Source organism: Pararhizobium sp. (assembly GCF_035497515.1).
In the GTDB taxonomy this organism is placed as follows: Bacteria; Pseudomonadota; Alphaproteobacteria; order Rhizobiales; family Rhizobiaceae; genus Pararhizobium.
In genome coordinates this window covers 21724-35323 of record NZ_DATJDJ010000067.1, presented here as the reverse complement: position 1 = coordinate 35323, position 13600 = coordinate 21724, and the positions used below count along the sequence as shown (strand labels likewise).

Sequence of the window (13600 nt, the reverse complement as noted above, 5' to 3'; positions counted from 1 at the left end):
GAGATCGCTCTCCCGCCCACGATCAGAAGACCGCGAGATATTTCAGCAGTGAAACAATGCCGATGATGATCACGACGATCTGGGCGATCTGCTTGGCACGGCCATCGATCGGCAGACGCGCAACAAGATACAAGACAAGTACGATGACGAGAAACGTGATCAGGATGCTGATCAGCATGGATGATGCCATTTATCCCACTCCATAAAACAACGACGCATTGCGCGGTCAAGTTGAAATAGGGCGCGGCGGCCTGAGGAGAAGCTGTTCTCTAAAGAATATGTTGGCGGCGGGCGGTTTCAGGCACTCTACAGCGCCGCGCGTCAAGAATGACGCGCAAAGGTCGCTGTAATACTGCAGTAGCCAATGGCCGGACGGCCGCCAGCGATGCGATGCAGCGGTGATGCCCGCAGGGCAGGGCGGGGCTGCCTCTCAAAACCGCGTGATCACGCTGATCCCCAGATCCTGCGCCGTATCCATGGTCGTCAGCGTCGGCACGGCTTCCTCCAGGCTGATATGGCGGCCGATCAGCTTTTGCGGGTTGAGCTTGCCGGTTTCCAGCATCGCCATCATCTCCTGGTAGCGCCAGGCCTGCATGCCATGGCTGCCATAGATTTCGAGTTCATGGCCGATCACCTGCGCCATCGGGATCTGCGGGCTGGCATGCTCGCCGAGCATCAGCCCGACCTGGACATGGCGGCCGCGGCGCCGCAGGTTCTTGATCGAGTTGAAGCAGGTGACGGGCGAGCCCAGCGCATCGATCGAGACATGCGCGCCGCCCTTGGTGATGTCACGCACGGCGTCCGCCACATCGCCGGTGACGCTGGCGTCGATGGTGGCGACGGCACCGATCTCGCGGGCGAAGGAGAGTTTCGTTTCGGAAATGTCGATGGCGATGACATTGGCGCCGAGCGCGGTGGCGATCATGATCGCCGACAGACCGACGCCGCCGCAGCCATGCACCGCCACCCATTCGCCGCCGCGCACCCGGCCCTGGTCGACGATGGCGCGGAAGGAGGTGGCGAAGCGGCAGCCGAGGCTGGCGGCCGTGGCGTAATCGAGCGTGTCGGGCAGGTGCACGAGGTTCTGGTCGGCGAAATCGATCGCCACATATTCGGCGAACGAGCCCCAATGGGTAAAGCCCGGCTGGAACTGGTTGGCGCAGACCTGTTGATTGCCGGAATGGCATTCACCGCAGCGGCCGCAGCCGGAGACGAAGGGCACCGTCACCCGGTCGCCGACCTTGTAGCGCAGCACCTGCCTGCCTGTCGCGGCAATCGTGCCGGCGAGTTCGTGGCCGGGAACATGCGGCAGGGCGATATCCGGATCGTGGCCCATCCAGCCATGCCAGTCGCTGCGGCAAAGCCCGGTCGCCTCGACCTTGATGACGACGCCGTCCGCGCTCGGCGTCGGGTCCGGCAGCACGCGGATATCGGGGGTCTTGCCGAAGGCGTCGTAATACATGGCTTTCATCGGGAGGGTCCTGGTTGGTGGCGCGGAACTCTATCTCCCCCTCGGCGGGGGAGAAAGCAATTTCAACATCTTAGCTTCAGCTAAGTGTTAGAAATTGCAAGAGAGGGGGTAGGCATGGGCGCACGGAACGATCCCCTCACCAACAAAATCTAACACCCGGCTGAAGCTAAGATGTTGATTTTGTATCCTCTCCCACAAGGGGCGAGGAAAATCCACGTTGGACGGCATGACATTTTTTGATGTACCTATTTACCCCAGTTCTCGATTTTCGGGTTATGCCGACTGGAGAAAATTGAAAAACAGGAGACCACCATGGCCGTCGATACATCCCCGCGCAGCACCACATGGACCTATGTCGAAGGCGAATGGGTCTCCGGCAATCCGCCGCTGATCGGGCCGACATCGCATGCCATGTGGCTGGGCTCGACGGTGTTCGACGGCGCCCGCTGGTTCGACGATATCGCGCCCGACCTCGACCTGCACTGCCAGCGCGTCAATCGCTCGGCGCTGGCGCTCGGCCTGAAGCCCATCGTGACGGCGGAAGATATCGAAGGGCTGGCCTGGGAAGGCGTCAAGAAATTCGACGGCAAGACGGCGATCTATATCAAGCCGATGTATTGGGGCGAACATGGCATGCCCGGCAGCGTCGTCGCCGTCGATCCGGATTCGACCCGCTTTGCGCTTTGCCTGTTCGAAGCGCCGATGGGAGAAGGGCCTGGTGGTCAGTCACTCACCGTCTCGCCCTTCCGCCGCCCGACGATCGAATGCATGCCGACCGACGCCAAGGCCGGCTGCCTCTATCCCAACAATGGCCGCATCCTGATCGAGGCGCGCAAGCGCGGCTTCTCCAATGCTCTGGTGCGCGACATGCTCGGCAATGTGGCCGAAACCGGCTCGTCCAACGTCTTCATGGTCAAGGACGGCGTCGTCTTCACGCCCGCCTCCAACCGCACTTTCCTCGCCGGCATCACCCGTACCCGCGTCATCGCCCTCTTGCGCGATGCCGGCTTTGACGTCGTCGAGACGACGCTGACGCTTGCCGATTTCGAGGGCGCCGACGAGATATTCACCTCCGGCAACTATTCCAAGGTCGTCCCCGTCACCAAACTCGAAGACCGCGATCTCCAACCCGGCCCGATCGCCGCCAAGGCGAAGGATCTGTACATGGATTGGGCGCATTCGACGGCGTCGGATATGTGAGGTGTCCGGATCGTCCGGCCACTCGATGGGTGGGCGCTGCTTTGTCATCGTGACCGATGTCTGATACGAAGCGGCCAAGCCCGGCTTATCCCGCGCATGGACTGATTGTTTGTCGTGGCAAACCCTTGCCCTTGCGCAACGCGCCATGCCATTAACGGTCCTTCTCCGGAGAAGGCACATGACCAAGAAGATGAACGGGATGACCAGACAATCCTGGAAGGGCCTTGCCTTCGTGGCGGCCCTTTTCATTGGGGCACCCGCAAGCGCCACGCCTGTTCTGGTCGTCGATGCCGACAGTCACAAGGTGCTTTACCAGGAAGACGCCGGCGTGCCCTGGTATCCGGCCTCCACCACCAAGCTGATGACGGCCTATCTTGCGTTCGAAGCCCTTCGAGCCGGCGAGGTGACGCTGACGACCCCGGTCACCATGAGCCGCGGCGCGACCAAACAGGCCTTTCTCGAATCCGGCCTGACTTTCGGGCGGACCATGACGCTGGAGGATTCGCTTTTCGCGACGATCACCGCCTCGGCAAACGACGTTGCGGTCGCCCTGGCGGAAACCGTGGCTTCCGATCAAGCCTCCTTCGTGCGGCGAATGAACGAGGCGGCGGCTCGCCTTGGAATGACGGGCACGCATTTTGCGAACCCAAACGGCCTGTTCGACAAGAACAACTACACGACCGCGCGCGATCTCGCAGTCCTCGGGCTGGAAGTGGACCGCCTGTTCCCCGAATATCGGCGCTTCTTCCTGGCGTCTTCCGTCATGATCGATGGCAAGGAGATCAAGTCCAACAATCAGTTGCTGACCCGTTTCAGCGGCACGATCGGGATGAAGACCGGCTTCCTCTGCGCTTCCGGACGCAATTATGTCGGACTGGCCACGCGAAACGGGCGGCGTGTCATGGTGGTCATTCTGGGCGCGACGACGGAGAGGGAGCGCAATGAGCGGTCGGCGCAATATCTGACACAGGCTTTCGACGGGCGCCTGTCGTCCGATGCGGGGCCGGTGGAGGCGTTGCAAAACCGGAAAGATGTCGCGCCGCAGGACATGCGCCTGCTGCTCTGCACGGACCAGAGCGTCGCTTACGAAACCAAACGAAATGCGCTCTATCCAATGGGGCTGCCCGGCAACGAGACCTATTTGCGCGACAAGATCCCGGAGCAGGTCCACCGGATCCGCACCTGGCCGAACGAAAAGGTGACGGATATGCCCATTCCCGCCCGCCGCCCGTCCTGATTGCGGGCAATGAGCCCCATCAAGGCGTAAATGGGGAATGACGGGTTGAGCGAACCGCCGGCAACCGCTATCTGATGCCGATCAGAGACAACCGCAAGCGACAAGGCACATCCCGGCATGACCCCAGACTTTCTCGTCACCCATTCCGGTGGCTTCCATGCCGATGAACTGCTGTCCAGCGTCATCCTCACGCGTCTTTTCCCGCAGGCGAAGATCGTGCGCAGCCGCGCGCCGGAATGGATCACGCCGGCCGCGGACCGGGTCATCTATGATGTCGGCGGCGCCTATGATGCCGGGCTCCACATCTTCGATCACCACCAGCGCGGCGCGCCGCTGCGCGACGATGGCCAGCCCTACAGCTCCTTCGGCCTGATCTGGAAGCATTTCGGCCGCGATTATCTGCTGGCTTACGGCCTGCCGCACGCGCATGTCGGACCCGTTCATGCGACCTTCGATGCAGGCTTTGTGCTGCCGGTCGATCTCGTCGACAACGGCGCGCTCAGCCCCGCTATTGCCGGCCCGTTGAGCCCGCTCACCCTGCCGGTCCTCCTGGAAACGCTGAAGCCCGTCTTCGATGATGCCGACCCGCACGCCGACGATCGCGGCTTCCACGCGGCGCTTGCTGTCGCCCGCCTCTTCGTCGAAGGCCGGATCGCCCAGATCGCTGCCAAGCTGCGCGCCGAGGCAATCGTTCAGCAGGCAATCAAGGATACGGGCGAAGGGCGGGTGCTGGAACTGCCAGCCGGCATGCCGTTCCGTCCCGCCATCGTCAGGGCCGGCGCTGATCACCTGTTGTTCGTCGTCCATCCGCGCGAACGGGACTGGTGCCTGACCACCATTCGCCGCGCCGACGAAGGTTTCGAGGTGCGCGCCGATCTGCCCGCCTCCTGGGCCGGTCTGACCAACGCTGATCTGGAGGCTGTCTGTGGCATCAAGGGCGCCAGCTTCTGCCACAACGGCCGTTTCGTCGCCGCCGCCAAGACCCGCGAGGCGGTGCTCGCCATGGCTGATATCGCCGTCAGCGAGCATCTCGCCGGGACCGTCCGCACGGCTGCCGAATAGAAGCGCGTCATGGGCTGCCTCCGTTCCGGAAGCCGACGCGCCCTTAATCATGGTTAAGGAAACGTTTACCCGCTCGCCCTACAGTCTCTGACGACGCGGAGTGGGTGAATGGGTTTCGACGGCAAGATTCTGCATTATCAGTATTTTTTCGGCAAGATCGGCATGACCTATGGTCGTGGATCCGAAACGCTGATCGATGGCCCGACCGAGATTGCCGGCCTGACGGTGAAGGGCACGGAGGTCTACACCACCACCGTGACCAATACGGGGATCGGGCTCGATTTTCATGGCACGGCGCTCTGGCACACGGGTTATCTCGACCTGACCACGGGTAAAAACAAGCCGGCCGATTTCAACGGACCGGTCTTCGCGGACCTGAAGGGAAAGATCGAGCCGATCATTGGCGTCCGGCTGAAGACCAATATCAAGGATATCGACGCCAGGGACCTGCATTTCAGCCATGACTGGATCGCCGTCGATCTGAAGGGTGCGACGACCTTCGAGCAGTCCTACCTCCGGTTCAACGTCGTGTTCCAGACCAAGACCGATGCACCGATCACCTTCCGCGCCGGCGACGAGAGCGTTTTCGTGCGTGGCCAGCGCGGCGCCGACAAGCTCTACGGCGGCAAGGGCAACGACGTTTTCGAAGGCGGAGACGGCAAGGATCGGCTGAGCGGCGGCGCCGGCAACGACCATCTCGATGGCGGGGCAGGGCAGGACGATCTGTACGGCGGCACCGGAAAGGACCGTTTCATCTTCAAGTCTGCCAAGGAACTCGGCACGTCCAAGACCGCGACCGACACGATCTTCGATTTCAGCAAGGGCGACGTGATCGACCTTTCCGCCATCGACGCGAACAGCAAGCTCGCCGGCGACCAGCCCTTCACCCTCATCGCCGCCAAGGCCTTTTCCGGAAAAGCCGGCGAACTGCGCACAGAGAAGGCGGCATCCGACACCTACATCTATGCCGACATCAACGGCGACAAGAAAGCCGATTTCGTCCTGCATCTGGATGATGCGGTCACTCTGACCAAGGATATGTTCATCCTGTAGCCGGGGATGGGCATCAGACGTGTATGGAACGGGATAGGCTCCCGCTCCATCCCTGCGCAGGCATGGGGAGGGGGAGCCTTTTCCTTCTCAAATCAGGCTGAAATCGCCGGTCGACAGCGTCTTTATGTTTTGCAGAATGGCCACGAGTTCGAGATCGGCCTTCGTTCCCTTGCCGTCGGCGTCGAACCAGAGGCGACCATTGTCGTTTTCAAACAGGAACGTGCCCTTCGCGCTGGTCGCAACAGGGTCAGCACCGACAACGAGCGTGACTGTCTTGTCTGCGATCGCAATGTTGTAGTCGCTTCTGTCGATCACCAGCTTGTCCTGGCCGCGGGTGAAATCCGTGATCACGTCGCCGTCTTGGCGCCCGTAGAGATCGAAAACGAACGTGTCGTTGCCCTTGCCGCCCGTCAGCCAGTCGTCTCCGATTCCGCCGTTCAGCGTATCATTGCCATCTCGGCCCTGCAGCACGTCGTCGCTTTCGCCTCCCTTGAGGATATTCGCGTTGGCATCACCGCGGATGTCGTCGTCCAGCGCACTGCCTTCGATGATCTCCACGTTCTTGATCGTCAGGCCGAGCGCCAGGCCGTAGTTCTTGTTTTGAGCCATCAGGTCAATGATGACGAAGCCTGACCCTACGAAAGGCTCCTCGAACGACAGCGTGTCCGTCCCGGAGCCGCCATCGAACACATCCTTGCCGATGGGGGTGAAAACATCCTTGCCGGCCGTCGATGTGCGGGCCAGGATATCATCGCCCTTGTCGCCGTAGAGCGTGTCGCTGCCAGCGCCGTCCTTGAGCAGATCGTTGCCACCGGCGCCCTTCAGGATATCGTCGCCGCCATTGCCGGCGAGAAAATCGGCCAGTTCGCCGCCGGTCACGGTGTCCTTGCCTTTGCCGCCTTGGTAGCTGAGCATCTCGAAAGCATGAAACGACGTCGCGGCGTCGATATCGACCTTCCCGGTCGAGAAGACGAAACTGATATCCTTTGTCTGTTCAGAGGCGTTCAGGATGATCACATCGCTGCCAGCGCCACCATCTGCCCTGTCGCCGACGCCGGTATAGACAAGATCGTCGCCGGCCCCGCCATAAACCTTGTCCTTGCCACCGCTGAGGCCATAGGCATCAGCGTAAAAGGTGTCGTTGCCACCGCCGCCTGTGATCGTGTCATTGCCCTTGCCACCGCGCAGATCGTCGTTCAGGCCGCCGCCGGTAAAGACGTCGTTGCCGCTGCTTCCAACCAGCGCGATCCGCTCGACATTCTTGACCGTGACGGGTGCATTGGCAACCGTAACGAGGCTGGAAAGCTGGAAGGTGATGCCTGCCGTATATTTGCTGAAATCGAGCGAGGCAAAGTCGATACCCGCTCCCGCCTGGAGATTGAGCTTCTTGGTCCATTCCGTACCGTAGAAACCGTCGTCTCCCGTTCCGAGATTGACCGTGTAATTGCCGACCCAGGTGGTGTCATAGGGGTCGCTTGCATAGACGCTGTCGTTGCCGTCGCCGGACGAGATGACGTTGGTGCCCTCATTGTCATGGATGAGATCGTCACCATCGCCTGACGTCAGGGTATCGTTGCCGTCGCCCCCGTACAGTTTGTCGGCTCCCGCGGTGCCGATCAGCGTATCGTTACCCTTGTAGCCGTGGAAGACGACGCTCAGTGCGGATCCGACGGATTTGACAACATCATCGTGCTCGCCAAACCACACGACATAGTGCTCGAAATTCTTGAGAGTCATTCCGCCGGTTATTGTTGCGGTCGTTCCGGTCACCGAGAAAATCTGATCTTGGCCATAGTCGCGATAGATATCGACGGTGTCCGTACCGCTGCCGCCGTCCGCGAAATTACTGCCGCCCGAGCCCAAGAGCACCGTGTCGTTGCCGCTGCCGCCGTAGATCGTGTCCTTGCCCCACCCGCTACTAAGGACGTCGTCGCCGGCACCGCCATCGATCCAGTCATTACTGGTATTCTCGATGGTGACAACGTCGTTCCCGGCGCCTGCCTTGACTTTGTAAGCGCTGACCTCCCTCCCGGAATTCTCGATATAAATGATATCGTTGCCGGTGCCGGTCGTGAACGTGTTGGCTTTGCCCTCCCAGACCTGGATCGTGAAATGCTCGAAGCCGGTGAACGTTGTCCCGTTCTTAAGTGTGGTGACTTCGGTGGATGCCTTGGCGGTGAAATTCTCCGTCAAGTCCAGCATCAGTCGATCGCTTCCGCTGGAATCGGTAATGATATCCTTGCCTGAGCCCGCCCATACGGTGTCGTCACCGCTGCCGCCTTCAATGATATCGTTGCCGACGCCGCCGGAGAGCTGATCATTTCCCGAACCGCCATTCAGCGTGTCGTTCCCATCGCCTCCATACAGAGTGTCATCGCCACTGCTGCCGGAAAGGTAATCCGTGCCGCTGCCGCCAGAAAGGTTGTCCAAGCCGAGGCCGCCGTAAAGCTTGTCATTGCCGCCGCCGCCGTCAAGCCAATCGTCTCCCCGTTCGCCGGATAGCACGTCGTTGCCGCCGCCGCCGTTGAGCGTGTCAGAGTAAATACCGCCTGTGAGGGTGTCCGCGAAGTTGCTGCCGGTTAGGGTGAAACGCTCGACATTGATCACCTGAATGCCGCCGGTCAGGGTCTGTGTGGAAATCCAGTCCTTGATGGTGATGTTCAGCTTCACCGATGAGAGCGTGTAGTCGATTTCGAGCCGATCGATACCTGAGCCACCATCGACGGCTTCACCCGATGCCGTTGCCAACGTTCCGAGCCTGATCGTATCCCTGCCGCTGCCGCCGTAATAGCTGTCCTTGCCTTCGCCACCTTCGAGCGTGTCGCTGCCGTTGTTGCCGGTCAGCGCATCGTTGCCCTCGTCGCCGGCGAGATAGTCACCGCTGAAAGAGCCGGAAATATTGTCATTGCCGGTGCCGCCATAGATTTCATCGTCACCCGCAGCGCCATTGATCTTGTCGGCCCCCTCCAGGCCCTCGATGAAATCATGGAATTCCGTGCCGACCAGAATATCGTTGTCAGCGGTCCCTGTAATGTCTGCCATTCGATATCCTGTTTGATCCTTGCGTAGCGGCAACTCTCGCCGGGGCGGGTGTCGATAAAGCGATGAGTTGCTGGGCGGTGGGGTGATAGACGAGGCTGCGAAAAGTCTATCGGCTGGTCGCAGAAGTTGCAACCCGGAGGGGAGGGGCAAGTCGTATCGCGAGGCCGCGCCAGCTTAAGCTCTTTTGCGATCTCACGCGGCGAGCCCCGGCGCCCCCGCGCGGCGATGCATCACCCAGGCCTGCAGACAGATGCCGGCAAGGAAAATGACGGCCCAGATGGCCGTGACCGTCTGCACCGGAGGCGAATCCGGGCCGTTGCCGATCGGGCTCTCCGGCGGCAGGCGCGACAGCGTCTCGTTGATCGCCGGCACCATCAGCAGGAAAAAGGTGAACGACATCGACAAAGCCTGCAGGTAGCGATTGAGCCGGCCGAACCAGCCGAGCCGGGCAATGGCGATGGAGAAGATCGTCGCCAGCATGGCGAGGATGCCGATCGCATGGCCGGCATTGAAGCCGCCGGTGCTCGACAGGCCGAAGGAGGTGATAGCCGAGAGAAACAGCGTGATGACGTAGATCCGTCCCGAATTGGTTTTCGGGATGATCGCCGCATATTTCGAAAAGGAATAGAGTCCGGCAACGACCGGCACGACACTGATGACGGTGTGGACGATGCCCAGCGTCGACAACGGATTGGCCATGAAATTTCCCCCTGAATGATGAATGTCGCAAATATCGATGGGTACGGAATCAAGCGGGACAGCGGCGCAATATTGCCTAAGGCGCCCGACGGGAGTTTGTTCTGTTCCGGATTGTTGCGCAATGGGTTAGTTTTGAAGCGTGGATCGCAGGAGGCGGTTTAAGTCGAAGAGTGCGTCGCGCACGAACGCCGCGGACGTCACGCTGTGGAACAATCTCGCGCCTGTCTGGTTTATCACCTTCATGCAAAGGGGAATGCTATGGGTCAGCAATACCAGTATCCCGTCGACGACGACGAACTTCTGTCGGAAGCCGAGCGGGCCTTCGATTTATCCGCCCGTAAAGCGTCGATGCAGAAACACGTCTCTGCAACGGAACCCGAAGAGCCCGTCCGCCGTTCGCTGTTTCCCACGCTCGCCGGCCTGTTCTCGCTTGGTGGCACCAGCGGGCGGCCGTAGAAACGGGCTTTCGGATGCCGGATTTCACGATGGAATTCGAAAATGCGGCGGCGGACCAGCAGGCCGCATCCGGATATCAATGCAATCAACGGTTTGACGCCATCACACGCCCGCCAAACGCTCCAGCGCCGCCTGCAATCTCACCCGCTCGCCGTCTGCCAGCGGCAGGATTGGACGCGGCGGTTGATGAGGACTAAGGCCCAGGAGGTTGGCGGTGGCGTGGATGACGCGGTAGCTGCTGAGGTCACGAAACAGGGTCCAGAACGGTTCGAACAGGCCGTTGATACGGGTGATTTCTGCCGTGTCGCCGGCTTGTGCGGCGCGCATCAGCTTGACGGATGGTTCCGGCAGCAGCCCGGCGATGACGCTGTACCAGGTGACGCCGCCGGCAAGGATGGCGTTCGCCGCCAGCCAGTCGCCGCTATAGCCGATGGCGAAGCCGTCGGGGACGGCGGCCTTCGTTGCCTGATGCGCGGCGGCCATGTCGGCGGCGGGCGGAGCGGGGTTCTTGACCGCGACGATCGTGTCGATGCCGGAAAGGCGCGTCAGCAGCGCATTGCCGATGGTAAAATGCGTCGTGCCGGGATTGTTGTAGACGCTGAGCGGCAGGTCGGTCGCCCGCGCGACCTCGGCGAAATGCTCGAAAACTTCGTCGTCGGTGAGCGGCGTGTAGGAAACGGGCGCCATCAAGAGGCCCTGTGCGCCGGCATCGCGCGCGTCACGGGCGAGCGCCGCGGCCTCGTCGGTGCGCAGCGCGCCGACGCCGACGATCAGCGGCGTGCGCCCGCCAAGGCATTCGGCGGCGGTCTCGATTGCCCGCCGCCGCTCGGTGCGGGAGAGGTACATGTAGGATCCGGTGCTGCCGAGCAGGCCGATACTATCGGCGCCGGCCGTGTCGATCCGCTGCAGCAGGACGTTCAGCGCGCCGGTATCGACGCGGCCCTCGCTGTCCATGGGCGTGATCGGGAAGGCTGACAGGCCGTGAAACAGCATGGCGGGATCTCGTGTTGCGCGATGATCCCGCATCTGTGACGGCATGCAGGATCGAAATCAACGCCGGGATTGTCGCGATATCATTTTAAAAATCATTTTGCTGGCGTTTTCAGCATGTCCTCGGTCAATTCGCCACCCAGTTCGACAGCTTTCGTCTGCTTGTTGTAGACGCAGATCTGGCTGATCCTGCCCTCCGCGCCCTTTGGCTTGCCGCTGATCAGCGCCAGGCCAAAGCTTTCCGAGCCGAAGGGATCGACGACCGCCTGTGGCGCTTCCATCGAGCCGGCAGCCGCTTCCAGGCATTTGGCCGAGACATCGGCGCGCAACGCTTCCCAGGCGTCATCGGTGGAGGCGAGGACGGCGGTCGGCAAGAGGCTGGCGGTCAGAATCACGATCGCGGCGGAGCGATGGTAGCAAGACATGTCATTTCCTTGAATTGATTGCGGGTCGCTCACAATCCTGGAAAAGGATCGTGTCCATTCTGTGCCCGTTGGTCTGTGCCCTGCCGGCAAATGGAACAATCGCCAGCGAGAAGTATTTTCCAAGCCTGTGGCGAAATTTGGGATAGTGGCGGTTGCCTGTTGCGGCGGTGGTCCCTATGTTCCGGCTCAAAGATTTCCGTCATGAATTCCAACCCGGCTTTCATGAACCCCGCCAGCAGAGGAGACACCACCATGGCTTTCGAATTGCCGAACCTGCCTTACGACTACGATGCGCTCACCCCTTACATGTCGCGCGAAACGCTCGAATATCACCACGACAAGCATCACCTCGCTTACGTGACCAACGGCAACAAGCTCGCCGAGGAAGCCGGCCTTGCCGGCCTCTCGCTCGAGGAAATCGTCAAGAAGTCCTACGGCACCAACCAGCCGCTGTTCAACAATGCCGGCCAGCACTACAACCACCTGCATTTCTGGAAGTGGATGAAGAAGGGCGGCGGCGGCAAGGACCTGCCGGCCAAGCTCGATGCGGCCATCAAGTCCGACCTCGGCGGCTATGACAAGTTCCGCGCCGATTTCATCGCTGCCGGCGCCGGCCAGTTCGGTTCGGGCTGGGCCTGGCTCTCCGTCAAGGGCGGCAAACTGGAAATCTCCAAGACCCCGAACGGCGAAAACCCGCTGGTGCATGGCGCATCGCCGATCCTCGGCGTCGATGTCTGGGAGCATTCCTATTACATCGACTACCGCAACGCCCGTCCGAAGTATCTCGAAGCCTTCGTCGACAGCCTGATCAACTGGGACTACGTGCTCGAGCTTTACGAAGCTGCAGCCTAAGTCACGGTCACTGGACATCGAAACCCGGCAGCGATGCCGGGTTTTTTGTTGCTGGTAATGCCCACTTACCGAATAGTACGAGACAGAAACGACGTCACCAAACCGTCACGCAGCTCCGCTATCCAGCCGTCATGACAATAGAAAATCCCCTTCTCCGCTTCGGCGTCATCGCCGACCCGCAATATGCCGATATCGAGCCGGACGAGGCGATGAACCGGTATTATGCCGCAAGTCTCGCCAAGGTCTCCGAGGCCATCGCCACCTTCAATGCGACCGGGCTCGATTTCGTTATCACGCTCGGCGACATCATCGATCGCGGCTGGGAGAATTTCGACGCGATCCTCTCGGTCTACGGAGAACTGCGCCACAAGAGCCTGTTCCTGCTCGGCAATCATGATTTTGCGGTCGCGCCGCAACGTTTGGGCGAGGTCTCCGCCCGCCTGTCCATGCCATCCGCCTATCATGACTTCGTCATCGGCAAATGGCGCTTCGTCATTCTTGACGGCAATGATGTCAGCGTCTTCTCCACCCCCACCGGCGATCCGCGCTCGGTGCTGGCGGCGGAACGGCTGCGCGCACTGCAGGCGGAGGGCGCCGCCAATGCCCATCCTTGGAACGGATCGCTGAGCGACGCACAATTTACCTGGCTGTCCGGCGTTCTGGAAAACGCGGAAGCCGATGGCGAATCCGTTCTCGTCCTCTGCCATTACCCGATTTTCCCGCCCAACCGTCACAACCTCTGGGACAGCCAGCGACTGATAGATCTGCTCACCGGCTTTTCCTGCTTCCGCGGCTATGTCTGCGGCCATAACCACGACGGCAATTTTGGCGAAGCAGCCGGCCGACCCTTCGTCACCTTCAAGGGCATGGTCGAAACGCCCGACGAAAACACCTTCGCGATCGTCGAACTCTTCGAGGACCGGATAGAGATCAAGGGGTTTGGGCGGGAGGAGAGCAGGACTCTGGAGTTTAAGAATTGAACAGGTTTACGCTCGCCGGACCTGGGGTGGCGCTCGCGTCCACCTCCTGGCGTAAAGGTCAATTATGTGACCTGACGCTGCTGGCGGTAATACGCTGGCAGAATCCGCACCCACTGGACGTATCCCAGTGCCG

At 61.0% G+C, this 13600-nt stretch carries 13 protein-coding genes; 7 read left to right on the top strand and 6 right to left on the bottom strand.

The genetic code is table 11. From position 1 onward, the window contains the following. Positions 1–22: 22 nt before the first annotated feature. Together VL202_RS07815 and VL202_RS07810 are read right to left on the bottom strand one after the other, a co-directional pair. Positions 23–190: a Thivi_2564 family membrane protein gene (locus VL202_RS07815; RefSeq protein ID WP_325463564.1), complete on the bottom strand. Its 168-nt coding sequence runs from the start codon at positions 188–190 to the stop codon at positions 23–25. A 240-nt stretch (positions 191–430) separates the two neighbouring features. After that, entirely contained in the window at positions 431–1471 is a 1041-nt protein-coding gene (locus VL202_RS07810) for a zinc-dependent alcohol dehydrogenase family protein (protein WP_325463563.1), read from the bottom strand. 312 nt (positions 1472–1783) lie between these two features. Here VL202_RS07810 and VL202_RS07805 point away from each other — a divergent pair, with 312 nt between their 5' ends. From VL202_RS07805 to VL202_RS07790, 4 genes are all read left to right on the top strand, one after another. Next, on the top strand, positions 1784–2671 hold the full coding sequence (locus VL202_RS07805; RefSeq protein WP_325463562.1) for a branched-chain amino acid aminotransferase: 888 nt from the start codon (positions 1784–1786) through the stop codon (positions 2669–2671). A 178-nt stretch (positions 2672–2849) separates the two neighbouring features. Continuing rightward, a complete protein-coding gene (locus tag VL202_RS07800) occupies positions 2850–3908 on the top strand; it encodes a D-alanyl-D-alanine carboxypeptidase family protein (protein ID WP_325463561.1) in 1059 nt (352 codons plus the stop codon). A gap of 117 nt (positions 3909–4025) precedes the next feature. Further along, on the top strand, positions 4026–4970 hold the full coding sequence (locus tag VL202_RS07795) for an MYG1 family protein (protein ID WP_325463560.1): 945 nt from the start codon (positions 4026–4028) through the stop codon (positions 4968–4970). 108 nt (positions 4971–5078) lie between these two features. After that, positions 5079–6023, top strand: a complete 945-nt coding sequence (locus tag VL202_RS07790; RefSeq protein ID WP_325463559.1) for a M10 family metallopeptidase C-terminal domain-containing protein — start codon at positions 5079–5081, stop codon at positions 6021–6023. Between the two features lie 87 nt (positions 6024–6110). Here the strand turns inward: VL202_RS07790 and VL202_RS07785 are convergent, their stop codons facing one another. After that, complete coding sequence (locus VL202_RS07785; RefSeq protein ID WP_325463558.1) at positions 6111–9065, bottom strand: calcium-binding protein; 2955 nt, start codon at positions 9063–9065, stop codon at positions 6111–6113. A 192-nt stretch (positions 9066–9257) separates the two neighbouring features. Next, positions 9258–9764 (bottom strand): hypothetical protein, encoded by a 507-nt coding sequence (locus tag VL202_RS07780; protein WP_325463557.1) that lies wholly within the window; start codon positions 9762–9764, stop codon positions 9258–9260. Between the two features lie 258 nt (positions 9765–10022). On the opposite strand from VL202_RS07780, the gene VL202_RS07775 reads away from it, so the two are divergent. Further along, complete coding sequence (locus VL202_RS07775; RefSeq protein WP_325463556.1) at positions 10023–10220, top strand: hypothetical protein; 198 nt, start codon at positions 10023–10025, stop codon at positions 10218–10220. 102 nt (positions 10221–10322) lie between these two features. Here the strand turns inward: VL202_RS07775 and VL202_RS07770 are convergent, their stop codons facing one another. Continuing rightward, complete coding sequence (locus tag VL202_RS07770) at positions 10323–11213, bottom strand: dihydrodipicolinate synthase family protein (protein ID WP_325463555.1); 891 nt, start codon at positions 11211–11213, stop codon at positions 10323–10325. Positions 11214–11305: 92 nt separating this feature from the next. Then, on the bottom strand, positions 11306–11635 hold the full coding sequence (locus VL202_RS07765) for a hypothetical protein (RefSeq protein WP_325463554.1): 330 nt from the start codon (positions 11633–11635) through the stop codon (positions 11306–11308). 252 nt (positions 11636–11887) lie between these two features. On the opposite strand from VL202_RS07765, the gene VL202_RS07760 reads away from it, so the two are divergent. Both VL202_RS07760 and VL202_RS07755 read left to right on the top strand, forming a co-directional pair. Then, entirely contained in the window at positions 11888–12487 is a 600-nt protein-coding gene (locus VL202_RS07760) for a superoxide dismutase (protein WP_325463553.1), read from the top strand. A gap of 131 nt (positions 12488–12618) precedes the next feature. Further along, positions 12619–13467 carry a metallophosphoesterase gene (locus tag VL202_RS07755; RefSeq protein WP_325463552.1) on the top strand — a complete coding sequence of 283 codons (849 nt, stop codon included), beginning with the start codon at positions 12619–12621 and terminating at the stop codon, positions 13465–13467. Positions 13468–13600 lie beyond the last annotated feature (133 nt).

Bases quoted from the DNA above. Each gene is read 5' to 3' on its own strand.
- VL202_RS07815 (WP_325463564.1), bottom strand. From the start codon at position 190: ATGGCATCATCCATGCTGATCAGCATCCTGATCACGTTTCTCGTCATC.
- VL202_RS07795 (WP_325463560.1), top strand. From the start codon at position 4,026: ATGACCCCAGACTTTCTCGTCACCCATTCCGGTGGCTTCCATGCCGAT.
- VL202_RS07790 (WP_325463559.1), top strand. From the start codon at position 5,079: ATGGGTTTCGACGGCAAGATTCTGCATTATCAGTATTTTTTCGGCAAG.
- VL202_RS07805 (WP_325463562.1), top strand. From the start codon at position 1,784: ATGGCCGTCGATACATCCCCGCGCAGCACCACATGGACCTATGTCGAA.
- VL202_RS07810 (WP_325463563.1), bottom strand. From the start codon at position 1,471: ATGAAAGCCATGTATTACGACGCCTTCGGCAAGACCCCCGATATCCGC.
- VL202_RS07780 (WP_325463557.1), bottom strand. From the start codon at position 9,764: ATGGCCAATCCGTTGTCGACGCTGGGCATCGTCCACACCGTCATCAGT.
- VL202_RS07785 (WP_325463558.1), bottom strand. From the start codon at position 9,065: ATGGCAGACATTACAGGGACCGCTGACAACGATATTCTGGTCGGCACG.
- VL202_RS07760 (WP_325463553.1), top strand. From the start codon at position 11,888: ATGGCTTTCGAATTGCCGAACCTGCCTTACGACTACGATGCGCTCACC.
- VL202_RS07765 (WP_325463554.1), bottom strand. From the start codon at position 11,635: ATGTCTTGCTACCATCGCTCCGCCGCGATCGTGATTCTGACCGCCAGC.
- VL202_RS07770 (WP_325463555.1), bottom strand. From the start codon at position 11,213: ATGCTGTTTCACGGCCTGTCAGCCTTCCCGATCACGCCCATGGACAGC.
- VL202_RS07800 (WP_325463561.1), top strand. From the start codon at position 2,850: ATGACCAAGAAGATGAACGGGATGACCAGACAATCCTGGAAGGGCCTT.
- VL202_RS07775 (WP_325463556.1), top strand. From the start codon at position 10,023: ATGGGTCAGCAATACCAGTATCCCGTCGACGACGACGAACTTCTGTCG.
- VL202_RS07755 (WP_325463552.1), top strand. From the start codon at position 12,619: ATGACAATAGAAAATCCCCTTCTCCGCTTCGGCGTCATCGCCGACCCG.